23 protein-coding genes are annotated in these 23,961 nt (G+C 44.5%); 14 read left to right on the top strand and 9 right to left on the bottom strand.

Going from position 1 to position 23,961, the window contains the following annotated elements:
- Nucleotides 1-188 precede the first annotated feature (188 nt).
- Entirely contained in the window at nucleotides 189-398 is a 210-nt protein-coding gene (locus VXQ92_RS04935; RefSeq protein WP_416680692.1) for a hypothetical protein, read from the top strand.
- A gap of 38 nt (nucleotides 399-436) precedes the next feature.
- Here the strand turns inward: VXQ92_RS04935 and VXQ92_RS04930 are convergent, their stop codons facing one another.
- Both VXQ92_RS04930 and VXQ92_RS04925 read right to left on the bottom strand, forming a co-directional pair.
- The gene (locus tag VXQ92_RS04930) at nucleotides 437-883 is read right to left on the bottom strand and encodes a universal stress protein (RefSeq protein WP_064096546.1); all 447 of its coding nucleotides are present in this window, start codon (nucleotides 881-883) and stop codon (nucleotides 437-439) included.
- A gap of 146 nt (nucleotides 884-1,029) precedes the next feature.
- Complete coding sequence (locus VXQ92_RS04925; RefSeq protein ID WP_064096545.1) at nucleotides 1,030-1,473, bottom strand: universal stress protein; 444 nt, start codon at nucleotides 1,471-1,473, stop codon at nucleotides 1,030-1,032.
- A gap of 268 nt (nucleotides 1,474-1,741) precedes the next feature.
- On the opposite strand from VXQ92_RS04925, the gene VXQ92_RS04920 reads away from it, so the two are divergent.
- A complete protein-coding gene (locus VXQ92_RS04920; RefSeq protein WP_416680689.1) occupies nucleotides 1,742-2,728 on the top strand; it encodes an alpha/beta hydrolase in 987 nt (328 codons plus the stop codon).
- 88 nt (nucleotides 2,729-2,816) lie between these two features.
- The gene (locus VXQ92_RS04915; protein WP_004645439.1) at nucleotides 2,817-3,161 is read left to right on the top strand and encodes an SMR family transporter; all 345 of its coding nucleotides are present in this window, start codon (nucleotides 2,817-2,819) and stop codon (nucleotides 3,159-3,161) included.
- 39 nt (nucleotides 3,162-3,200) lie between these two features.
- Here the strand turns inward: VXQ92_RS04915 and VXQ92_RS04910 are convergent, their stop codons facing one another.
- The 4 genes from VXQ92_RS04910 to VXQ92_RS04895 form a co-directional block, all read right to left on the bottom strand.
- A complete protein-coding gene (locus tag VXQ92_RS04910; RefSeq protein WP_416680741.1) occupies nucleotides 3,201-4,376 on the bottom strand; it encodes a benzoate/H(+) symporter BenE family transporter in 1,176 nt (391 codons plus the stop codon).
- A 108-nt stretch (nucleotides 4,377-4,484) separates the two neighbouring features.
- On the bottom strand, nucleotides 4,485-5,144 hold the full coding sequence (gene leuE / locus VXQ92_RS04905; protein WP_064102707.1) for a leucine efflux protein LeuE: 660 nt from the start codon (nucleotides 5,142-5,144) through the stop codon (nucleotides 4,485-4,487).
- 75 nt (nucleotides 5,145-5,219) lie between these two features.
- Complete coding sequence (gene tal, locus VXQ92_RS04900) at nucleotides 5,220-6,197, bottom strand: transaldolase (protein ID WP_416680687.1); 978 nt, start codon at nucleotides 6,195-6,197, stop codon at nucleotides 5,220-5,222.
- Nucleotides 6,198-6,286: 89 nt separating this feature from the next.
- Entirely contained in the window at nucleotides 6,287-7,177 is an 891-nt protein-coding gene (locus tag VXQ92_RS04895; protein WP_416680685.1) for a LysR family transcriptional regulator, read from the bottom strand.
- Between the two features lie 98 nt (nucleotides 7,178-7,275).
- Here VXQ92_RS04895 and VXQ92_RS04890 point away from each other — a divergent pair, with 98 nt between their 5' ends.
- Complete coding sequence (locus VXQ92_RS04890; protein ID WP_064096540.1) at nucleotides 7,276-7,725, top strand: AceI family chlorhexidine efflux PACE transporter; 450 nt, start codon at nucleotides 7,276-7,278, stop codon at nucleotides 7,723-7,725.
- Between the two features lie 164 nt (nucleotides 7,726-7,889).
- Nucleotides 7,890-10,079: a hypothetical protein gene (locus tag VXQ92_RS04885; RefSeq protein WP_416680683.1), complete on the top strand. Its 2,190-nt coding sequence runs from the start codon at nucleotides 7,890-7,892 to the stop codon at nucleotides 10,077-10,079.
- Nucleotides 10,080-10,133: 54 nt separating this feature from the next.
- On the opposite strand, the gene VXQ92_RS04880 is transcribed toward VXQ92_RS04885, so the two are convergent.
- Nucleotides 10,134-11,651: an acetyl-CoA C-acetyltransferase gene (locus VXQ92_RS04880; RefSeq protein ID WP_416680681.1), complete on the bottom strand. Its 1,518-nt coding sequence runs from the start codon at nucleotides 11,649-11,651 to the stop codon at nucleotides 10,134-10,136.
- 240 nt (nucleotides 11,652-11,891) lie between these two features.
- On the opposite strand from VXQ92_RS04880, the gene VXQ92_RS04875 reads away from it, so the two are divergent.
- The 5 genes from VXQ92_RS04875 (at nucleotide 11,892) to dnaX (ending at nucleotide 18,439) form a co-directional block, all read left to right on the top strand.
- Entirely contained in the window at nucleotides 11,892-13,283 is a 1,392-nt protein-coding gene (locus VXQ92_RS04875; protein WP_416680679.1) for a 3-oxoacyl-ACP reductase, read from the top strand.
- A gap of 189 nt (nucleotides 13,284-13,472) precedes the next feature.
- The gene (locus VXQ92_RS04870) at nucleotides 13,473-14,327 is read left to right on the top strand and encodes a MaoC family dehydratase (protein WP_416680678.1); all 855 of its coding nucleotides are present in this window, start codon (nucleotides 13,473-13,475) and stop codon (nucleotides 14,325-14,327) included.
- Between the two features lie 59 nt (nucleotides 14,328-14,386).
- The gene (locus tag VXQ92_RS04865; RefSeq protein WP_416680677.1) at nucleotides 14,387-15,652 is read left to right on the top strand and encodes a serine hydrolase domain-containing protein; all 1,266 of its coding nucleotides are present in this window, start codon (nucleotides 14,387-14,389) and stop codon (nucleotides 15,650-15,652) included.
- A 78-nt stretch (nucleotides 15,653-15,730) separates the two neighbouring features.
- The gene (locus VXQ92_RS04860; protein ID WP_416680676.1) at nucleotides 15,731-16,174 is read left to right on the top strand and encodes a copper resistance protein NlpE N-terminal domain-containing protein; all 444 of its coding nucleotides are present in this window, start codon (nucleotides 15,731-15,733) and stop codon (nucleotides 16,172-16,174) included.
- A gap of 132 nt (nucleotides 16,175-16,306) precedes the next feature.
- Nucleotides 16,307-18,439 (top strand): DNA polymerase III subunit gamma/tau, encoded by a 2,133-nt coding sequence (gene dnaX, locus VXQ92_RS04855; protein WP_416680675.1) that lies wholly within the window; start codon nucleotides 16,307-16,309, stop codon nucleotides 18,437-18,439.
- An 8-nt stretch (nucleotides 18,440-18,447) separates the two neighbouring features.
- Here dnaX and VXQ92_RS04850 read toward each other — a convergent pair whose 3' ends face one another.
- On the bottom strand, nucleotides 18,448-18,882 hold the full coding sequence (locus VXQ92_RS04850) for an acyl-CoA thioesterase (RefSeq protein WP_416680673.1): 435 nt from the start codon (nucleotides 18,880-18,882) through the stop codon (nucleotides 18,448-18,450).
- A 44-nt stretch (nucleotides 18,883-18,926) separates the two neighbouring features.
- Nucleotides 18,927-20,087 carry an iron-containing alcohol dehydrogenase gene (locus VXQ92_RS04845; protein ID WP_416680672.1) on the bottom strand — a complete coding sequence of 387 codons (1,161 nt, stop codon included), beginning with the start codon at nucleotides 20,085-20,087 and terminating at the stop codon, nucleotides 18,927-18,929.
- Nucleotides 20,088-20,207: 120 nt separating this feature from the next.
- Here VXQ92_RS04845 and VXQ92_RS04840 point away from each other — a divergent pair, with 120 nt between their 5' ends.
- The 4 genes from VXQ92_RS04840 to VXQ92_RS04825 are packed head-to-tail and all read left to right on the top strand — an operon-like array spanning nucleotide 20,208 to nucleotide 23,942.
- Nucleotides 20,208-20,714 carry a low molecular weight protein-tyrosine-phosphatase gene (locus VXQ92_RS04840; protein WP_416680670.1) on the top strand — a complete coding sequence of 169 codons (507 nt, stop codon included), beginning with the start codon at nucleotides 20,208-20,210 and terminating at the stop codon, nucleotides 20,712-20,714.
- Between the two features lie 3 nt (nucleotides 20,715-20,717).
- Nucleotides 20,718-21,758, top strand: a complete 1,041-nt coding sequence (gene murB / locus VXQ92_RS04835; protein WP_416680668.1) for a UDP-N-acetylmuramate dehydrogenase — start codon at nucleotides 20,718-20,720, stop codon at nucleotides 21,756-21,758.
- A 1-nt stretch (nucleotide 21,759) separates the two neighbouring features.
- On the top strand, nucleotides 21,760-22,899 hold the full coding sequence (locus VXQ92_RS04830) for an ElyC/SanA/YdcF family protein (RefSeq protein WP_416680666.1): 1,140 nt from the start codon (nucleotides 21,760-21,762) through the stop codon (nucleotides 22,897-22,899).
- Nucleotides 22,899-23,942: an alpha/beta hydrolase gene (locus tag VXQ92_RS04825; protein WP_416680664.1), complete on the top strand. Its 1,044-nt coding sequence runs from the start codon at nucleotides 22,899-22,901 to the stop codon at nucleotides 23,940-23,942. The genes VXQ92_RS04830 and VXQ92_RS04825 overlap by 1 nt, the downstream gene beginning before the upstream one ends.
- The last annotated feature ends 19 nt before the right edge of the window (nucleotides 23,943-23,961 follow it).

Here is a 23,961-nt window from a genome sequence, read left to right as displayed (position 1 = left end):
GGATCGACATGATCCGGTTTTTTTTACTTTTTCAAATGCTGTCTTTAAATACAGTTGAATTTCCCTAAAGGCCGAGTTAAGTATCAAAGGGTGTTACAGTATGATTATACGGAAAAGAGTATTTGTTTATTAAGCTGTAAGCTAGGTAAAGGGATCTACAGATTCGCTTACTAGAGGTTGTCCAAGATATGTTAGTGAAAATTGAAGATGGTTTTTATTTAAATAGCCAGCATATTATTGCCATACATGTCAGCAAGAATCCTGAAAATGGTTTATTTGAAATTTCTATTCAATATACGCCGCATTCTGTTCAGCAGGTCGGAGAATACAAAAAAGTATTTCAAAGCCAACTTGATGCTGAAATTTTCTTAAATGAACTCAATCAAAAGCTCCGTTAAAAGCCTGCATGACGCAGGCTCTGCTTTGATCAGTACTATTATTGTCTGACGATGAGTACAGGTATTGGAGAAATTGCCAGAACATTCTGAGCTACGCTGCCGAGCATCAGTTTTTGCAGGCCCTTACGGCCATGTGAGCCCATGATGATGAGATCAGCTGATGATTCATCTGCAGCCTGCATAATGCCTTCTGAGGGTGGCATACCATGTACGACTTTTGTTGTAACCTCTATGCCATCACGAACAAAGTTCAATTTTAGCTCGTTTAAACGATCAAGAGCATTTTGTTCTGCATGCATAAAGTAGTCTGTGACTGCCGGAGCAACTTTGTAGAAATCTACGCCGGTGAAGGGGTCCACTGCAATCACACTGAGCAAAGTAACATGGCTATGAAAAACTTTGGCCAGCTCGAGGGCATGCTCTGCGGCAGCATATGAAATCGGGGATTCATCGACTGCTACGAGAATATGATCATAGTTATTCATGGTGCTTCCTCATATTTATTATGGTGCTAAGGGAAAATATGGCTTGAGCGAATCAATCGCTACAGGATGTCTTGTTTGAACTTCAAAAATAACTGAAAAGCTAAATGAATAAGTACTGCGCATCTTGAAGATGCGCAGTAACTGGATTATTTTTTCACGATCAATACCGGGATTTCACTTGCACCCAAAACATCCTGTGCAAAGCTGCCCAGAATCATTTTCTGGAAGCCTTTGCGGCCATGAGAACCCATGACAATCAGGTCCGCGTTTACTTCATTGGCGGTTTGCGCAATATGCTCTGCATTGACTAAACCTGTGACAATGCGGGAATCTGCTTCAATACCTTCAGCGGCTGCGATGGCAGTAGCTTCTTTCAATGCCTTTTTGGCATTGGCATGTGCCTCGACAAAATATTCTTTCATGATAGAAGAGCTGTAATAAAAATCAGCCTCGGTAAAAGGATCTTCTGCAATCAGGCTGATCAGAGAAAGCTGACTACCGAATGCCTTGGCAATTTTGGCAGCATGTCTTACTGCAGAAAAGGAAATTTCTGAACCGTCCACTGGGACTAAAATATGTTGATAGGTCATGGCTTTTCTCCGCAGGTTGTTTAATTTTTGCCTTGGTTTATTGATAGCATAGTGCTGTAACAGGTGCAATTGCAAAAAAGCGGTAAAATTGAAAAAACTCATTAAATTACAAATATTTTTAATGTAAAAGTAATGAAAAAAAACAGAGTAAAAAACTCGGGATAGCAGTTTTAATGATTAAAAAAAAGTGGATGAATGGTCCTCGTTTACACAAGGATGGTTTAGACTGCTGTAGCCTGTTTTTAGATCATATATAGAGGAGACAGTGTTGAGGTTTTTCGCTATTCAGCTTTTGCTGATAAGTTCAGTCATCCTCTCCGGTTGCCAGACTGTACAGAACAGTAAAGTTATTGCCAGTGCTTTTAACCTGACCACGGGCTTGCAGCAAAAAGTGATGGATCGTTATGCACCTGGTACTGTCATCGTGCAGCAAAATATTGTCTATGCGCCACAGCAAAACTTGTCTCTGGATTTGTATCAGCCACAGAATATTGCCAGTATTGGCCCACGCCCCACTATTGTCTGGATTCATGGGGGAGGCTGGATTTCAGGTTCTAAAGAACATGCGCGGGGATATTTCAAGCTTCTGGCCGCTCAAGGTTATAATGTAGTCTCCGTACAATATCAGTTTGCGCCTAAAGCTACCTATCCTAGCCAGCTACACCAGATCAATCAGGCACTCAAATTTCTAGATACCTATGCAGACACCTACCATATTGATGCCCAGAACTTATATCTGGCCGGGGATTCTGCCGGAGCCAATCTCGCCAGTCATTATGCCGCACTTTTGACTAATCCCGCATTTGCCGAGCAATCTGGTATTCAGCCTTATCTGCAACCCGGGCAGCTTAAGGGGTTGATTCTGCATTGCGGGATTTATGATCTGGAAGCATTTGCCAGCACTGCACCTGAAGAAATGAAAATTGTGGAGTGGGGGGTATATAACCTGATTCAGGCTTATACGGGTGAGCGCAAGAATGATGCGACATTTTTAAAGCATATTTCTCCAATTCAGTATATTACGCCGTCTTATCCACCGGTGTTCATCAGTGGAGGCAATAAGGACTTTCTGACCGATACCCAGTCTTTGCCTTTTGTGAAAGCCTTAAAGGAGCAGCAGATTCCGGTGACTGCAGTGTTTTATCCGGAATCTAAAGCCTGGCTGATTCATGAATATCAGTTTTTTATGGGCAAGAAAGAAAGTCAGGAAACTTTTATCAAGACGCTGGATTTTTTACATCAGCTTTCCCCTTAAAGATGGGATTAAGCAGGATGAATTTCTTATGTTTAGTTTTAGTCAATAGCCCCGACAAATCATTAAAAAATAGTTTGGAGTTTAAGAGATGAATCCTGTCTCGTGGGCATATTTATTGTTGGCTTTGGCCATCATTGCAGAAGTAACTGGATCTACATTTCTGGTGAAGTCGGAAGGTTTTACCCGATTATGGCCTTCTCTAGCTGTGGTCATTTTATTCTGTATTGCGTTTTATTTACTCTCTCAGGTGATTAAAGTAATTCCTTTAGGCATTGCCTATGCGATCTGGGCGGGAGTAGGTATCGTTCTTACGGCAATTGTAGGATATGTCATATTTAAGCAGGCGCTGGATTTGCCAGCTTTTATCGGGATTGCACTGATCATTTCCGGTGTGGTGGTGATTAACCTGTTTTCCCAAACTGCAGGGCATTAAAAAGGCAGACAAAGTAGCTGCCTCATTTCTACAATAAGCTTATGCCATTTGCGGTTTAAGTTTAAATAGCAAATAAACAGTCAAACCAAGTAGCAGCCCCCAGAAAGCTGAACCGATTCCAAAAAACTGGATATTGGATGCACTAAACAGGAAGGTCATCAGTGCCGCTTCACGGTCGTGACTGTCCTGAAAAGCCAGCGCAATATTGTGGCCAATGGTGCCAAACAGGGCAATTCCTGCTAAGACGGTAATCAGAATCCCCGGAAAAGCCATCAGTACACTGGTCAAGGTCGCAGCAAAAAAACCCATCAGAATATAAAACAGGCCGCAGCTCATGCCTGCAATATAACGTTTGGCCGGATCAGGATGCGCTTGGGCATCCAGACTGACTGCCGCACTGATTGCGGCAAGATTGACACTGAAACAGCCAAAGGGTGCCAGCATCACCTGGGTAATACCCGTCCAGCCTAAAATCGGATTGACCTTGGGTGGATAGCCATAACTTTTAATCACAGCCAAGCCGGGCAGGTATTGCGATGCCAGGTTAATTACTATTAAGGGTAAGGCTAAGCCTAAAAGGGCTTGTAGGCTAAATTCAGGCGTAGTCCAGACCGGCTGGGCAATACTCCAGTTCAGTGCAGGAATAGTGAAATCAATAAAGAAAGGGCATAGGAGGATAGCCATCAAGACAGTAATCACGATGCTATAACGCATACTCAGTTTTTTGGAAACCAGATAAACTGCCAGTACACAAAGTACAAATGGCCAGGACTGTTGCAGACTGCCAAAGACCGAGATGCCAAATTTTAATAGCACACCTGCCAGCATGGCACTGGTCAAACTTTGTGGAATAAACTGGAAAATTCGCTCGAAAATTCCAAAAAATCCCAGACAGGCAATCAGGATACCTGAAATCAGAAAAGCGCCAATTGCTTCACCCAGACTATAGTGACCGGCAGAAGCAATGACCAGCGCCAGACCGGCAGTCGACCAGGCGGTTGAAATCGGATAGCGATATTTCCAGGAAAGCAGAAACCCGGAAACTCCAATACCTATACCCAGTGCCCATAACCAGGAACTGATTTGTGCAGCATTGGCACCCAGACTTTGCGCAGCTTCAATGACCAGTACGGCAGAAACACTGATACCAATCATGCAGGTAATAAAACCGGCCATGATGGCAGGAAAGGAGAGATCTTGTAAAAGTTTAGGCATCATCCATGACACTATTTCTAAATGCGTTTAAATCATACGCTTTTCATGTATCAAAACAATGCTTTTAACAAATTTAAGAAAGGCGAAAGGGGTTGAAAAACCTGGATTCTAGAATGTTGAGGTCGCCAGTTTAAGACCAAAACCACAAAATAGAATCCCGACCGCCGCGACACAGCTGGCAGTTACTTTATAATTCTGGTTGAAATAGGACGCCAGTTTAACCCCAGAAACAATCAGGATTGAAAGATAGGTCATGCTGATCAATTGCAGGATCACAGCCAGTATCGTGAATGTCAGGGCAGGGTAAGGATAGGCAGGATCGACAAATTGCACAAAAAAAGACAGGTAAAACAGAATTGCTTTGGGATTTAAGATGCTAATGGTAAGTGCGGTACGAAAGGGCTGAATCGATTCTACCGTATCTGAGGTCGTCTTTTTAATCTGTACACGTTGCGATGCCTTTGCCGGAAAGAAAGTCTGATAGGCTGCAATGAGCAGCTTGATACCGAGGTAACTGAGATAGATCGCTCCGATAATTTTCAGGGCGATAAACAGTACCGGAAAGGCATGTAGAAGCGAGGCCGCACCCAGTGCTGTACATGTAATCAGGATCAGGTCGCCTGTATATACCCCCAATGCGCCCTTATAACCTGTTTTAATGCCAAAACGGGAGGCAATCGACATGACATACAGAGAGTTCGGTCCGGGTAGTAACACAATCAACGTAGTTCCAATGATAAAGGTCGTTAGATCTGTGATACCAAACACGAAAAGCTCGCAAGAACAAAAAAGCCGATGCGGCATTATAGCAACATCGGCTTGGAGAAACTGGCTAAATTTTCTTTAAATTTCAGTGGTACTCAGGAAAGTTTCACGTAATAAAGCAGCCAGTTGTTCCCGTGCTTTAATGAAACCATCAATGCCGCCTTGCAATAATTCACTGGCCATCGGATCCTGTTTCAATTGTGCATCAAACTCGGCATGGCTAATTGGACTGAGTTCACCTTGAACTTGAATATCTTTGGCTGAGAGTTGAGCTTGCACTTCACGCTGATCATTTTCCAGTTCGGCCAGCAGGTTTGGTGCTACCGTGAGCAGGTCGCAGCCACTCAAGCCTAAAACCTGATCAATACTGCGGAAGCTGGCACCCATGATTTCAGTCTGAATACCGTGTGCCTTGTAGAATTCATAAATACGCTTAACCGAAAGTACACCCGGATCTTTTTCAATCGGGTAAGCTTCAACACCTTCAGCTTTTTTGTACCAGTCCAGAATACGGCCGACAAAAGGCGAGATTAAGGTTACTTTTGCATCCGCACAGGCATGGGCCTGGTGCTGGCCAAATAATAAAGTCAGGTTGGTATGAATACCTTCTTCTTCCAGCGCTTTTGCTGCCTGGATACCTTGCCAGGTAGAGGCAATCTTGATCAGGATGCGGTCTGAATCAATTCCATATTGTGCATAAAGTGCCAGCAGTTCTTTGGCTTTGGCAATCGTAGCTTCGGTATCAAAGGATAGCGAAGCATCGACTTCTGTCGAAACACGGCCTTCAACCAGTTTTAAGATTTCAACACCGAATTTGACCGTCAAAATATCAATGGTACGTTCGATCAGGGCATTATCCACATAACCTTCTTGCTGGGCCTGCTCAAAAGCAGCTTCAATTAAAGCCTGATTTTCAGGTTGTTTCGCTGCTGCAGTAATCAGCGATGGATTGGTGGTTGCATCCAGAGGGCGAAATTTTTCAATTGCACTTAAATCACTGCTATCTGCCACAATGGTCGTCAAGTTTTTTAATTGGTTTAACGCAGTTAATGTCATTACGATCTAGTTCTATGGTTATTGCTTATGCATTCTTATATATCATAAATAGCCGGTTAACCAAGTAGACTGTCGTTGAATTTCTGTGATTAATGCCCGATTTGACGTTGTTTGCGCAAGTGATCAATCAAAAAATGAGCAGCTGTGCCTAGTCGGGTTTCCCGGCTCCAGACCAGATCAACAAAATATGCAAACTTTGGCGTGAAATCGAGCAGGTTTAAAACCTGTAACTGATCTTGCAAATGTGGCTGCTCATTCAGCATCTCGAGTGGCAGAACCCCCCAGCCCAGTCCTTGCTGAATCATGCTGCAAGCCGAGTGATGGTTGTCGGTGCGCCAGTAATTTCTTGAAAAGAGCAGTTCTGGCTTGATGGTGCGATCGCGACTGGCCACCACAATCTGCCTGTTTTGCAAAATCTGTTCATAGCTGACTTGAGCAAACTGACTTAAGGGATGCTGTTTGGCGACTACAGCGACCAGCACCTCACGCTTTACTTCCACAAACTGTTCACGGGTTTCCAGTTGTTCGCGTTCAAACATCAGGGCCAGCTGTGCTGAACCTTCAAAGAGCATACGATGTGCATCTTCCTGAGGTGCACTAAAGACATTGATTTGCAGTGAGGGAAATTCCTGTTCCAGCAAGACGATATAATCGGTCCAGCGCGTATGCAGCAATTCTGATACCACCACGATATTCAGTTCAGATTCTTGGCCTGAACTTAAGGCTTGAGCGTGCTGTTTCCACTGGTTCATTTCTACCAGCAATTGCTGGGTTTTCTCATACAGTACCTGTGCCTGCGGGGTCGGTTTAGGTTCACGGCCTGAGCGCTGGAACAGCTCCAGATTCAGGTCAATTTCCAGATTGGCAATCGCCATACTGACTGCTGAAGGTACTTTCCCCAGTTGACGCGCAGCCGCAGAGAAAGAACCGGTTTCCATCACAGTTTTGAACATCAGCAGTTGTTCCTGATTAACATTCATAGCTCAACCTTTCATTTTTATTGATAGATTCTAACTCGAATAATCAGGTTTAATGAAATATAATTTCTAAACTCTCTGATGAATTAAGCTGATTTGATATGTTAATTACCAAAAGAAGACTGATTCATGCCACCTTATATGAAGGTATTTTACTGGTCGTGATCGCTGTACTGCTAAGTACATTAATGCATATGCCCCTTGAGGTAACAGGCGTTCTCGGGATTGCTATGGCTGTGACTTCAGTACTCTGGAATATGCTGTTTAATCATTATTTTGAAAAGTTTGAAGCGAAACATCGCCTGAAAAGGACTATTAAAGTGCGGATTGCCCATGCAATTGGCTTCGAAGGCGGTTTGATGCTAGCGACTATTCCAATGGTGGCTTATGCCTTACACATGAGTCTGGGTCAAGCTTTTTTGCTGGACTTAGCTTTAACCCTTTGTATCCTCGTATATACCTTTATCTTCCAGTGGATTTATGATCATCTAGAAGCCAGGCTGGGGCTAGAGCCGGATTATCGGAAAATCTCATCATCACATAAGCCATAAAAAATACCACACAGTTCAGACTCCTTTAGGGAAAATGCCAAAGGTGAAATATTCAGCGATGAGGACTTGATCAGGTCCTCATTTTTTATGCTCGAACCCTACTGAAAATTAAGCTATAAGACTCTGATTTTTTATTTTAATTTTTAAAATTATTGGGGAATTTAATGTTGTTTAGGTATACGGTCTTGTCAGTATTCATTGGATTATTGGTCTCTGGATGTGGAGGCGGAGGAAGCGATAGCAGTACCTCACAGCCAACAGGACCAGATTCAGTGATAACACCAGGTACGGGAGAGCAGCTGAGCAAAATTGCAGAGTTTAAGGTTCTGGATATAGGTTCAGAATTAAGCGCAGGAAATTTTGGTCTGACCAGCTGGAATCCTACCGCCATGGTGGTAGAGGGCGATGTTCTTTATATTGCCAACAGCCAGGCAGAATCGAATATTTTACGTTATGACTTAAGAAAAAAACGTGCACTGAGCTCTATAGATCCTATGAAAATTTCGGGTCTGGCCAAAAAATGGGACAGTCTGAATGATCTGGAAATTCATGCAGGGCGTTTATATGTGGCCAACTATGGCTCAAACCGAATTGATATTCTAGATATTAGTGGTGAACAGCCGAGCTTCATTATGGCACTCGGCACAGGTGTATGGTGGGGCGATGCGCTTAATTATGCGCTGGTACATAGCAATGCAGTGACTGCCGATGATCGTTACGTTTATGTGCCTGATATTGAAGGCCGCATTAATGTGTGGCGTCAAAGTGATGTAACGGCGCAAAACCATTTAAAAGCGCAGAAATTTGCACGGCTCAGCTTGCCGGGCTGTGCACGCAACTGTAATGCACGCATGGAAGTCATAGGTGATTATCTGTATACCAGCCTGCCGGATGGTATGACCTATGTCCACGATATCAATCAGATTCAGGAAAATGAAAATAATATTGCGCCCATTTTAACAGAAACCAATTTGTCGGCAGTCATGCATCGCCATAACGATGGCTTGGTCTATGTGTCACGGAATGATGGCACTGTAGAAAGTTACAAGGAAAAATCCTTTAATCTTGACTCTATCTTACCCAATAAAAGTATAGATACCTTCCGAGATTGTATTTTAAAAGGGCAAAATCAGAGCAGTCGACTGGCCAAGGCCAGCGATCTTTATATTTATGGTCAGAATCTATTACACATGGCCAATCAGAAAATTTATATTCTGCCAATGCTGACCCTGCAACAGAATAAATCGAATCAACTCAGTCCACCTGTGATCTTGACCGAATCTCAGGCACGCGAGAGAAGCCGTGTTTTACAGGATGGTGAATCATGGGAAACCTTGACCAATAGCAGCCAGCGTCATGTCTATATGGACCAGATTTTATCGGCAACACTGAATGGCAATCGCCTGCAATTGCAAAGCTACAGTGCTGTGCCTGTACGTGATTTGCAGATTCGTGCCAAAATTAAAAACTCAGAAGACTGGGTAATTCTGGCTAAGCTGGATCAGTTGACGCCATTTTCGAAGGCAAATTTTGATCTCAAGTTGACCGATCAATCCCGTTTCCCGTTGCTTGATGGCACAGGCTCGATCCAGCTGGCAGGTCTGAGTCAGACCACGCAAAACCCAAGTAATATTTTTGATCTGAAAATTAGCTCTGAAACCGATGAGCACGTCAAAAAGCTGAACCAGATTAAAGCCAAATGGAAAATTTATTTCGGCACCTATAATGAGCCAAATAAATGGTGCCGTATTACGCCGGTCTATGCCCGGGAATGGGTCATGATGATGACCAACCTGGCCTATATGCTCAGTACTCCAGAATTTGAAACCTTATGGTTTAACCATAAATCTGTCATGGGACACGACTTTTTTGGCAATGATGGTCAGGTAGAAGGACCGAACGGTTTCTTTCAGCCAGAAGATTATGTCCGGATCTATGGAGAAATTCTTAACCGTAATGAAATTAATCTTGGCGTGACGAATATGGGTGGTGGTCTGGGAGGTGGAGCAGTATTAGGAGTAGATACCTGGTTGTTCTATGGCCACTATAGATTATCTGGCTATCGTATTATTGCACATGAATTCGGACATCATTGGGGCGGGCATAACAGTGCATGGGCAATGGCAGGACATGGTTTTGAAGCCATGGTGGACTGGCTGAATTTCTATTTCCAGCGCCGTCCTGGCTCAATTCCTTATATGGATCCAAATGTGAATGCTTTCCATTTAACGCCGGACAGTGCGCTTTGTCAGGGGCAGGAGATAAACCAGAATATGGTGAAAGATGTAGCATCGACTGCACCGTGGAACAAAGTGGATGAATATTTTAAAAATAATCCAATGCCAAATCGCTAAAACATAAAAAAAGCCCCTCATTTGAGGGGCTTTTTAATTGGATTGGTCAACGGATTATTTTTCAATAATTGCCGTTACACCTTGACCACCTGCGGCACAGATCGACACCAGTACGCGGCCTGAACCTTTCTGGTTAATCAGTTTTGCTGCTGTAGCAATGATACGACCGCCAGTTGCTGCAAACGGGTGACCAGCAGCAAGTGAAGAGCCTTTTACGTTCAGTTTTGCACGGTCAATTGAACCCAGTGGAGCGTCTAAACCTAAACGCTCCTTACAGAATTTAGGATCTTCCCAAGCTTTTAAAGTACATAATACTTGAGATGCAAAAGCTTCATGAATTTCATAATAGTCGAAGTCTTGCAGTTTAAGACCTGCACGTTCCAGCATACGTGGTACAGCATAAGCTGGCGCCATCAACAAGCCTTCTTTCTTCTCGACAAAATCAACAGCAGCAGTTTCCTGGAAAGTCAGGTAAGCCAGCACTTCATGACCGTTTGCCTTCGCCCATTCTTCAGAAGCGAGCAGTATACAAGAAGCACCATCTGTTAGCGGCGTCGAGTTACCCGCCGTCATGGTACGTGCATCACCTTTACCAAAAGCAGGTTTAAGTTTTGCCAGCTTCTCAACTGAAGAGTCTGGGCGCAGGTTGTTATCACGCTCAAGGCCTAAGAATGGCGTGATCAGGTCATCAAAGAAACCTTCTTCATACGCTGCAGCCATTTTCTGGTGTGAAGATGCAGCAAGTTCATCCTGTGCTTCACGGGAAATTCCCCATTCCAGTGTGGTAATCGCTTGATGATCACCCATAGACAGACCTGTACGCGGTTCACCATTTTTTGGTGCATCCATCAGGTCTTTCACATTGATCTTGGTCAGTGCTTTTAGACGGTCTTTTGCAGTTTTCGCGATATTCAGCTCAAGCAGTGCTTTACGTAGGCCATCACCAAAAGCAATTGGCGCATCGGAAGTTGTATCCACACCACCTGCAATGCCCACTTCGATTTGACCTAAGGCAATCTTGTTGGCAACCAGAAATGCCGCCTGCAAACCAGTACCACAGGCCTGCTGAATGTCATAAGCAGGCGTTTCAGCTGCAAGAGCAGTATTTAGTACACATTCACGGGTCATATTGAAATCACGGCTGTGTTTCAGAACTGCACCGGCAACAACTTCCCCTAAGCGTTGACCTTGCAGATTAAAACGCTCAACCAGACCGTTCAGGGCTGCTGTGAACATATCAGTATTGGATGCCGTAAAGTAAGCACCATTTGAACGTGCAAATGGAATGCGGTTACCACCGATGATCGCAACGCGGCGAACTGTATTTTGGCTCATGTTTGGTACCTGTTGAACAGAAGTTTGTGTTATAGATTTTGAATCTTGTTGGCTTGAAGTCATTTTTTGGGCACGTGTAGCCGTATTGCGTGTACGCGTGGTTTTAGCCGGACTTTTTTCTGCTGGATTCACTGTATCAGTATTTTTAGTGCTACGCTTAGCACGCGTTGATGGTTTTGACACAGTTTCTGTCGCAGGGTTCTCGACTGCTGGATTTTGTTGAGTTGTTTTGCTCATAAGGCTTGACCAGGCAAATAGATCATCTTCTTGGCGCTTACATTAGCACAGAAGAAGATAGGCTGTATTGACTACAATGACATTACAGACTGCGCTCAGGTCAAGTCATCTGCCTATTATCTCAAGTATGATTGGGCAGAATCTGGTGGATCTGTTGAAATATAAGTGTCTGGCATCATATTGAAGTTTAAGGATAACTTTAGATCAACCAAAAATTAATTTGTATGAGAGATAATAAACATGACTGATCAGTACCAAACTTTTGCAAAATCTCCTATTGGTAAATTTGTCATTAAAAATTTGGGTCTACCATCCCCAACTTCTTTAGACCGTTTTGAGTCTGCTACGCCAGTGGTAAAAGGTGCAGTATTATTGGGCGCAGCACCAGCAAGTCAATTAACGGGTGCTATTGCTCAGGTTCTGGCAAATATTCATGCAAATAGCTATGCAGGCAATAATACTGAGTTGCAACAGGCAGCTGCAGCATCTGGACTGAATCTGGGTGCATTTAACCCGGGCGATAAAGAATCAAAATTCAAGGTCGTTATTTTTGATGCTTCAGGGATCGAAAATTCAGAACAGTTAAAATCACTTTATGATTTCTTCAACCCGATTGCGCGTCAAATCCAAAGTTCTGGCCGTGTCGTGATTGTGGGGACTACGCCTGAAACTGCTAAATCAGTCAGTCAGTCAATTGCTCAACGCGCACTGGAAGGTTTTGTAAAATCTGTGGGTAAAGAGTTTAAAAAGGGTATTGCAGCGAACCTGATCTATGTAGATGCCGGTGCTGAAGCAAACCTTGAGTCTGCTTTACGTTTTGCAGTTTCTCCACGTTCTGCCTATGTTTCTGGTCAGGTGATCCGTGTTTCACCTGCTGAAAAAGTGGATGTGGACTGGACTAAACCATTAGCGGGTAAAACTGCTGTAGTGACCGGTGCGAGCCGTGGTATTGGTGAAGCGATTGCTCATGTATTGGCACGTGATGGCGCACATGTTATCTGTCTGGATGTTCCGCAGCAGCAAGCGGACCTTGACCGTGTAGCCGGTGAAATTGGCGGTTCAACTTTAGCCATCGATATTACTGCTGCAGATGCAGGTGAGAAAATCAAAGCGGCAGCAGCTGAGCAAGGCGGTCTGGACATTATTGTGCACAATGCCGGTATCACCCGTGACAAGACTTTGGCCAATATGAAGCCTGAGCTATGGGATCTGGTGATTAACATCAACCTGTCTGCCATTGAACGTGTAAATGACTATTTAATCTCCAACGATGGTCTAAATGCCAATGGTCGCATTATCTGTGTATCCTCAATTTCAGGTATTGCAGGTAACCTGGGTCAAACCAACTATGCAGCGTCTAAAGCGGGTGTGATTGGTGTGGTGAAATTTACAGCACCAACCTTAAAAAATGGTATAACCATTAATGCTGTTGCACCGGGCTTTATCGAAACACAAATGACGGCTGCGATTCCATTTGCAATCCGTGAAGCAGGCCGCCGTATGAACTCAATGAGCCAAGGTGGTCTACCTGTAGATGTTGCAGAAACAATTGCCATGTTTGCTTCTACGGCTTCAACAGGTTTAAATGGCAACGTGGTTCGTGTCTGTGGTCAAAGCCTATTAGGGGCTTAATGGAATCTCTCCCGACCTCTCTTAAAGAGAGGAGAAGCCCCCTTTTAAAGGGGAATTCAGGGAGATTAAAATTCTAAAGAGAAAATTCCAAGAATTCTCAAAACCTCTCCAGTGCTTCACTTTCATACAATGATTGAAGTATGCTCAGGAGAGGTCACTTTATAAAGATAATATTTCCAAAGGTTCAGTATGAATACGCGCCATTTTAGTCAACTTCCAAAACCTTATTTAGCCTATCCAAAAGTGATTCAAGGCTTGATTTTTAAAAAGCCGAAAGCTGAAAAAGTTCTGCCGCAAGTTGAATATGTGGTGGATTCATTCAAGGTCGATCAGAAACATTTAAAAGCCTATAATGAAGTATGTGGCTTTAAAAATAATGGTTATATTCCAGCTATTTATTTGACCGTGCTATCTCAAAGTCTGCAAATGCACATGATGACTTCAGAAGCATTTCCGTTTCCGATTTTGGGACTGGTACATATCCGTAATCAGGTCAAGCAATACCGTAAAATCGGTGTGAATGAGACTTTGACGCTGTCATGTAAGTTTGGCGAATTGCAGCCGCATGATAAAGGTGTGCAATTTGATTTCATTACTACAGTCAAAGTAGGTAATGAAGTGGTGGTTGAAGGATTAACGACTTATCTGTCACGTCAAAAGACTAATGGTAAAGCTACTGCTAAACCTGCAGAAAGTAAGGCATCAGAATTTAAGCTGAACAATGAATGGAACATCTCGGAAAATACTGGTCGTCGTTATGCTATGACTTCAGGTGATTTTAACCTGATCCATATTCATGCAGTCACAGCGAAAGCCTTTGGCTTTAAACAGGCAATTGCACATGGCATGTGGAGCAAGGCCAAAGCACTGGCGAATCTGTCATTGCCAGATGCCTATGAAGCTGATGTCTGGTTCAAGTTACCGATGTACTTGCCATCTAAAGTTGAATTCCTGACCGCGCAGGCAGCGAATGATACAGATTTTCTGATACGAAGCAGTAAGAATCAAAAACCGCATGTCACCGGTCATATCAAAGCGATTTAAATCTGAATCAAAAGCCTAAACCCGATTTAGGCTTTTTCATTTTAAGGGATCAATATTCTATGGATAGAATGATGCAGCCAATTAAAGATTATCTGTTTGCTGATCAGCATAATTATCAGGGCAATGTCGATGAGAGTTTCAGTGACCTTGCCCGTCAGTTTAGCCGTTTGCAGGATGCACGTACCGAACAGGGTGGTGCAGCGCTGGTGGTATATTTTGAGGGACAAAAGGTCGTCGATATTTATACCGGTAAAAAGTCTGTCACTGAAAACTGGCAACCCGATACCATGTCGCTATGTTATTCCACCGGCAAAGGCGTACTGGCGACGTTGGCGCATATTCTGGTCAGTCAAGGTTATCTGGATTATGATCGACCGGTTGCAGAATACTGGCCTGAATTTGCACAAAAGGGTAAAGAAAATATTACTTTGGCGCATATGCTGAGTCATCAAAGCGGATTGTTTGATATCCGTAATATGATTGATGATGCCACTGAAATGGCCGACTGGTCGCATATGCTGGACCGGATTGCGGTAGCGGAACCACGATTTCAGGTTGCAACCGATGCAGCCTATCAACCGCTGACTTTTGGTTGGCAGGTGGGTGGTGTACTGGAAAAAGCGACTGGTAAAAAACTGGGTGAACTGATGCAGGAATATCTGGTAAAGCCATTACAATTAAATGGTGCTTATTTTAGCGTACCGACGAATGAGTTGGCTCGGGTGGCCTTACCCATTTTAAAGCCTAAAATAACCAAGTCTCAAACCCAGACCGCGAAAAAAACTGTGTCAAGGCAACCAAGCCTGATGGAACGAGCCTTGGTATGGAGTGGTCAGAGTCCACAGGATTTTCAGGATGGCATGATTCCTAAGGGCATGAAGAACTTCAGTTTCTTTAGTAATGAGGGTCTACAGGCCATTATTCCGTCTGCTAATGGAGTATTTGCCGCAGAGAGTCTGGCTAGAATCTATGCCATGCTGGCGAATCGTGGTGAATGGCAAGATCAACAATTCATTTCGCCTGAGGTATTCCAGCAACTTAGTCAGGTGCAATATAAAACAAGAGATCGGGTTATGCCTTTACCGATGCACTGGCGCTTGGGTTATCACCGTGTTCTCACTTTAGGAAAAGCCTCTAAAGGTTTTGGTCATATGGGTTTTAATGGCTCTGGTGCCTGGTGCGATCCTGAGCGTGGTTTAAGTTTTGCCTATACACATAACTTTCCTACAGGTTCATTGACCGGAGACTACCGTCTTTGGGGTTTGACTCAGGAAACCTTACGCTGTGCGGATGCGGTACTGACCGGGCGCAAAGGCTGGCGTTAGATCACCCTGATCCAGGACTTAATCCATCCTTTAAAATGTGCTATTTTGTGGCGAATTCCAGTTCTGTGAAATGAAATCATGAAGAAAGTGATATTGATTCCTTTGGTGGTAACCGGTGCTTTATTTGGTTGTCAGGATCAAAATCAATCAGTTACAAATACTGTCGCTGAAGCCAAGGTGCAGCTACCTGCATGGGTGGGAAATTATCAGGGCACAACGCCATGTATGGGATGCTTTTCAAGTTGTGAAGATTGTCCAGGTATGGCAGTGGCCTTGACCTTGAATGAAGATCAGACCTTTACTTTACAGCGTGAAAGTTTAAGTGGTCATAATGAAATTGAAACGATGAGCGGGCAGATCCGGTTTCAGGATGAATCACAACAAAAGATTGAACTGCTGAATGTCGATACCCGAAATCTGCTGTATGTCGATCTGAAAAAGCATGTTCTGGAAATTCGTGAAGATCAAACAGGCAAACGCTACCAGATACAAAGTGACTTTATCCTGTTTGAATCCGTCTGATTTTAAAAAATCTTTGTTTTATATCCCTTTTTCAAGGATTTTGATCAAGGGATTTTTATTCTTTATAAACCGGCATTCATTTCACTATTTCATAAAAAAACAGTATGCTTAGACCTGTAAAAAGGAGCATACATGTATCAAGTACTTGCGCGAAAATACCGTCCTCGTAATTTCAATGAATTGGTGGGGCAAAACCACGTTTCTCGTGCTTTAACCAGCGCGCTCGAACGTGGCCGTTTGCATCATGCCTATTTGTTTACGGGAACGCGTGGTGTCGGAAAAACCACGATTGCACGTATTTTGGCGAAGTGCTTGAACTGTGAGACCGGTATTACCTCGACGCCTTGTGAAGTCTGTGCGACCTGTACCGCAGTCAATGAAGGTCGGTTTATTGACCTGATTGAAATTGATGCGGCGTCACGCACCAAGGTGGAAGATACCCGCGAGCTGCTCGACAATGTTCCTTATGCACCGACTCAAGGACGCTTCAAGGTCTACCTGATCGATGAAGTGCACATGCTGTCCACGCATTCTTTCAATGCGCTGTTAAAGACGCTGGAAGAACCGCCGGAACATGTCAAATTCCTGTTTGCAACCACCGATCCGCAAAAACTACCGATTACCGTAATTTCTCGCTGTCTGCAATTTACCTTGCGCCCATTGGCAGTCGATGAAATTACCGAACATCTGGGCCATATTCTCAGCAAAGAAAGTATTCAGTCTGATCAGGATGCCATCTGGCAGATTGCTGAATCTGCGCAAGGTTCATTACGTGATGCCTTGTCGTTGACCGATCAGGCGATTGCCTATGGTCAGGGAGCGATTCAGCATCAGGATGTTAAAGACATGCTGGGACTGATTGACCGTACCATTATTTATGATCTGATTCTGGCGATTCACCAGAATCAGAAAGCGCAAGTCAGTCAGTTATTGCTACAGTTCCGTCAGCAAGCTTTGGATGTGTCACTGGTTCTAGACCAGCTGATTTCGACACTGCATGAACTGGCTTTATTGCAGTACCTGCCAGATCTGAGCCTGAAATACAGTGCAGAGATCAATCGAAAGATCATGCAATTATCCGGTCTGATTTCTGCTCAGGACCTGCAACTGTATTATCAAATTGCCTGTAAGGGTCGTGCCGATTTACAGCTTGCAGTTACGCAGGAACAAGGCTTTGAGATGACGGTGCTACGCTTACTGGCTTTCCGTCCATTACAACCAAGTGAAATTCCAGTAATGCAGGAGACTGCATCGCAACAGGCAACAACCCATACAACACACCTACAGCAACCTGTTCAGACACAACTTCAATCTGAATCAGTAGAAACACAATCATTGGAGGCAGAACCGGTATTTGATGATTTCTCTCTGGATGATGGGACGGATGAGGAGATTGATGTCGCATCAGCGTCTGAGCCTTCTTCGGATGATTTTCTCGATGAAGACGAGCCCACCAGCATCAATGCACCTGAACCTGTCCAGCCTGTAGTAACTCAAACAGTGATTGAAGAAGTGCGGTCTAGTGATCAAATTGTTTTTGATCCAAATGACGACAAAGGCTTATTTGGTTTTGATGAAATCGAGAATACTCCAGAAGCACCGGCTACTAGCAACAGTTCGGATGATTTCCTGCTTGAAGAGTTTATTCCTGCAGATGCCGTCATTCCTGCTGAGCCAGCACAAAACATCATGTCTGCTGATGAGGAATTTAGTCTGGCTGCGCCGGAACTGGAACTTGCGCAGGAATTGATTAATCAGCCTGTTACTGAAGAGAAAGCTCCAGTGCAAACCACGGCACAGGTAATTGCCCCGGATGTTATTGCCCAAGAAGCCAATACCCAGAATCTGATGCCACAGGATATTCTGAAAATACCTGAGCAAGCATTAGAAGGCGAGTGGAGCGTAGAAAAATGGGAATACTGGTTCCGTAATAGTCAGCTTTCTCCGGCAGTTCAGGAACTGGCGCAGTATGGCGTCATGAGCGGCCAGATTAATGGTGAATCTGTTTTCCATATTCCTGAGCAGTACCAGCAGCTGTTGACCCAGTTGCAACATCATCTGGAAGCGGCCTTACAACAGCAATGGCCGCAAACACACTTCCAGGTGAAATTTGAAAATGTGGATCAGCTCACGCCGTATACCATGCAGCATCAGCGTAAGGCGCGTGCTTTTAAACGTGCCGAAGAATTGTTGCATGCTGAACCGGCAGTACGCGATCTGTTACAGCAATTTGATGGTGAACTGCAAAATATTCAGCTGAAATAGACAGGGCTTTAAGGCATCACAAATCGAGATAAAGCATCCCGCATTTCGACTGGAATCGGGGTGCTTTTTCGTGTCTCGCGATCGACAAAGACATGAACAAAATTGCCTTGTGCAGCCGCTGTATCTGAATTGCGTTTAAAAATAGCCAGATCATAGCTGAGCGATGAATTTCCCATGCTTTCAATGGCTACGCCAACTTCAATAATTTCCGGATAAGACAGTTCCTGATTGAACTGACAATTGGAGCTGACCACCAGTCCGATCATAGGGGAATATTTCGGATCAAAATCGGCTTCCTGAATCAGCAGGGCATTGGCTGCGGTATCAAAATAACTGTAATAGGTCACATTGTTGACATGACCGTATAAATCATTGTCTGCCCAGCGGGTTTGAATGGGCAAGAAAAATGTATAGTGCTCGCGTTGCTTGATCGTGGCTTTCATCAGTATTCAGTCCTCAGCTAGATAAGGCTTAGGTGGAAATTGATTTAGGCGTAGATGGCCTGATAAATCTGATAAGCATCATCCACCTTGAGTTCACGTGGATTATTCTGCAACAGGCGGCCTTGTTGCATCGCATCTTTTGCCATGACCTGCAGCATATGTTCCGGTACATTGAGCTGCTTTAATTTTAGGGTCAAACCGCTTTGCATCAGATGATTATTAAAATGATCAATAAACAGATCGGTCAGGCCATCATGACAACCTTTACTATGTGGATCTAACCAGGTCATCAATTCGGCATAGAGCTGTTTGGCTGCCGGAGCATTAAACTTTAAGACTTCAGTCAGTACCAAAGCATTGCTATGTCCATGTGACAAATGGAAATGTCCACCGAGCGGATAGGCCAGTGCATGTACGGCGGCTACCGGTGCATTGGCAAAGGCTTGTCCGGCCAGCATGGAGCCGACCAGCATATTTTGACGGGCCTCTAAGTCATTGCCATCTTGCAGCACCCGTTGCAAATTGGCATTTAATAATCTTAGGGCCTGTTTGGCCAGCATATCCGAATAAGGGTTTTTCTTGTGTTTTGAGGTATAGGCTTCAATGGCATGCACCATGGCATCAATGCCGGTGGCGGCAGTAATCTGTGCCGGCAGATGCTGGCTAAAGGTGGCATCCAGAATGGCGATATCGGCATAGAGAATCGGGGCGACAATGCCGCTTTTGGTGGTTTCACCTGTGGTCACAATTGAAATTGGCGTCACTTCGGAGCCTGTTCCAGCGGTAGTTGGAACCAGAATTAAAGCTAAACGCGGTCCGGTAGCATTATCGACGCCATACAGATCGGTTAGTGTCTGATTCTGCTGGGGATGTGCCAGAATCGCAATCAGTTTGGCCACATCCATCGAGCTGCCACCACCAAAACCCAGTACCACATCGATTTTTTCCTTTTTTGCAAAGGCCGCCGCTTCAAGCACTACGGTATCAGGTGGGTCGGCTTGAACTTCCGAATAAATCACATAATCCAGTCCGGCAGATTCAATCATCTCCAGAACTGGTAGATGTAATTGCTGCTTGAGCATGCCGGGATCGGTGACCAGCAGAAGACGTTGATAGCGGCCATTTTTAAGAATTTTCAATAATTCCTGAATCGTGCCGAGTCCGGCAATAATATTGGGGACGGTTTGAAACTGAAAACGATTCATGGCGATATCCTTGATTTTTTTATTGCAAATACGAGATTATTCTATGGTTGTAAGATAGGAATCAGTATATAAATAACTTAACATAAGAATCCTTAAAATGAAGTAGCTCTGAGGTTGTTTATGTCATCCAGAACGCCATACAAGGTGTTATGTGTTTGTTTGGGAAATATTTGCCGCTCTCCCACGGCAGAAGTTGTACTCAGACATTATTGTGATGAACAGCAACTCAATATCATTGTCGATTCTGCCGGAACCAGTAATTATCATCCGGGCAAGGCACCAGATCTGCGTAGCCAGCAGCATGCACTGAAACGTGGCTATGACCTTTCAGCTCTGCGTACACGTCAACTGACGCTGCATGATTTTATTGATTATGACCTGATTCTGGCGATGGATCTGGAGAACCTGTCCAATATCAGGAACATACAGCGTCTGGCTGAAGACGAGTTTAATCATATACGTGCACAAGTGGCATTGATGAGTGAGCATGATCAGCTTTATCCGAAACAGGCTCTGCCCGATCCTTATTATGGCGAAGCGGATGGTTTTGAGCGGGTGCTAGATCAGTGCGAGTCCAGCAGCCGGGCATGGATTGAGATTTTTAAACAGAATTTACACAAGGTTTAAGCGATGCAGATTCAAACTCAGGTTCAACTTAAACCTTTTAATACCTTAAATTTAGAAGCCGTGGCTTCACACTATGCCCATATTCAATCGACTGCAGATCTGCTGGCTGCACTGGATTTTGCTGAACAGCAGCAACTAAATGTGCTGATTCTGTCAGGCGGCAGCAATATGTTGTTGCCGGAGCAGATTAATGCGCTGGTTTTGCATATGAATATTCAGGGCATCGAGATGCTGGATGCTGATGATCAATCGCAACGTTTACGTGTGGGCGCTGGACAGGGCTGGCATGAATTCGTGCTCTGGACCACGACACAAGGTTTATATGGTTTGCAGAATCTGGCCTTGATTCCTGGGCGTGTGGGTGCTTCTCCGGTCCAGAACATTGGTGCTTATGGCGTCGAAGTGGGCGAGTTTATCGATTCTGTCGAAGTTTACGATCGTCAGAGCAAACAGTTTGCTTCGATTAGCGCTGCTGATTGCCAGTTTGCCTATCGACACAGTATTTTTAAAGATGATCCGAACCGTTATGTGATTAGCCATGTGACTTTTAGATTACTTAAGCAGCCAGATTTGAAGCTGAATTATGGTGATCTGAAAACCGCAGTCGGTGATCAGCTCACAGCAGAGAATCTACAACAGCAGGTCATCCAGATTCGTCAGAGCAAATTGCCTGATCCACGAGAATTCCCGAATGTGGGCAGCTTCTTTAAAAATCCGCTGGTTGATCAGGCGGTCTTTGACCAAATTGCGGCATCTTTCCCGAATTTACCCCATTACCAGCAAGCCAATGCTCAAGTTAAACTGGCAGCGGGCTGGTTGATTGACCAGGCAGGCTGGAAGGGTAAACAGTTGGGGCCTGTTGGTATGTTTCATAAACAGGCGCTGGTCTTGGTGAATTATGGTCAGGCCTCTCTCACCGATGTCCGTAAAACGTATCGTGCGGTACAGCAGTCGGTCTGGAGCAAATTCAATCTGATGCTGGAACCTGAACCTGTATTATTCGATCAGAATGGATTAATCCGTTCTCATCAGGAAGAGGAATAACATGAAAAACACCCATTGGATGATACGTTTGCTACAAATAGTCACTGGACTGTTTGTGCTATGCGGCTGTCTAATGGTGTTTATCTATACGCCTTTTTACTCAAAACTGATCGTCAGGGGTTTAAACCAGTTTGTATCGCTAGAGCTGAATGAAGTCGCGGCACAAAGCCAGAAAATGGCAGCGTTAAGCGAGCATGAAAATCTGGAACCCGGGTCTGACTTATGGATTGCCCGTCAGGCCTACTTGAAAGTGATGGAGCAGGATATCCAGCAAAATAACTCGGCTAATCTGATGCTGATTCAGGCGCGCTATAAAGCGCTACAGAAAGTAATTGAAGATTATCAGCGCGAGCAGCAAGATCAGAAAACAGAACAAAACCCGCCTGCTCAAGTACCGTTATTGTCCTCGCAGGAAGCTGCAGAGCCAGTCGATCCGACAGCCAATGTCCGGGAATTACTGGAGTGGGACAGTAGCGAAAACAAGGAACGTATTGAGCAATATATGGAGTTTTTGACGACGCATCCGCTTGAGCAGGGTGAAGCGAGTTCGGTACAGGCGTCTGATGGAGAAGAAATCCGGCAGGACTTGGCTTTACTACAAGATCAGCAACAGGTTAAACCGGTGAATAGCTCCCAGCCTTATGCCATTGTGGTATTGGGTGGTGGTTTAACCCTGGATGAGCAGGGCAAGGAAATTGTGGTGAATAACTATACGCGACTACGTCTGGAAACCACGCTGGCAGTAGAGAAGCATTATGAATTGCCGATTGTTCTGAGTGGGGTTGAAGCCCCGTATATGCAGCGCTGGCTAAAAAACCATGGGGTCGATGCCAAATTGCTGGAAGATCGCAGTATGAATACCTGTGAAAATACCCGTTTTAGTTCATTATTATTACAAAAGAAAGGTGGAGCCCCGACGGTGATTCTGATTACTGATCGTTATCATATGCCGCGTACCCGCCGTTTATTTGCTTTAAATGGCATACAAACCATTCCGGTAGAAGCACCGATGCCAAAGCCTTTGACACGATGGCGTCCAAGTGCGCAAAATTATGATCATAGTCGTCGAGCCAATTATGAAATGTTGGCGACCCTGCGCGATATGTGGTTTGGATCCAGTGATTGTCGGGAGGTGCCATAATGTCTGATATCCCATTTTTAAATCCCACTATCCTGAAACAGCTGGATTTACCTATTCCCAGTCGGGACATTACCCCACAGCTTTTGCCACCTTTGAACCTGAATCGTAGTGATCAACCGCCAATTGATTTGCAGTCCTATCGAAAACTTTATGGTTTTGATTTGCTGGACTGCAAACACTGGCAGGGCTATGTGCAGATGCCATTATTCAGGCTGCATGTACAGGTGTTTGAGCCCAATCTGGAAAATACCCGCTTTGACAAGATTCAGGGAACCACTTTTCTGTTGCATGGTTATCTGGAACATAGTGGTATTTATCAGCCGATTGTAAAAGAGCTGCTGGAGCAGGGTTTTAGTGTGTTGACCTATGATCTGCCTGGACATGGTCTGAGTGATGGTTCATCTGCCAGCATTCAGAATTTTGATCACTATCAGCAGGTTTTGCATGCAGTACAGCGTTATGTACAGCACGCCTCACAATTACCTAAACCTTGGGTGGGGATCGGACAAAGTACCGGCGGTGCGATCTGGATGCATCATTTACTGGAATTTGCACAGCGTCGCGAAAATCCTTTTGTGGAACGGGTTCTGCTGTTATCACCATTGATTCGACCTGCCAAAACTGCTTGGTGGCATAATTCGGTGGGGCTGGGCATTATTAGCCGCATCAAACGTGAAGTTCCCCGACATTTCAGACGCAATAATCATAATCCGGAATTTCTGCGTTTTATCCGGCTTAAAGATCCATTACAACCGCGGATGATGGGCATGGACTGGATTCTGGCGATGTCGCGCTGGATGCTGGAAATGGAAGCGCGACCTGCTTGCCGTATTCCGGTCTGGCTGGCGCAGGGTGCGCAAGATCAGACTGTGGACTGGCGCTATAATATTGAATTTATCCGGCGTAAATTCCGGCTCCAGACCTTATTGATGCTGGAAGAAGGTTCACATCAGTTAATCAATGAGCGTGCAGACATTCGTGCTGCATTAACAGGCTTGATTCCGGCCTTTCTACATGCCCATGGCAGTAAAACTTATTATTAATTTATTGTTAATAGAGTGA

Source organism: Acinetobacter sp. 228, from assembly GCF_048147885.1.
The sequence above is the reverse complement of the archived record's forward strand: the minus strand, read 5'-3'. Positions and strand labels throughout refer to the sequence as shown.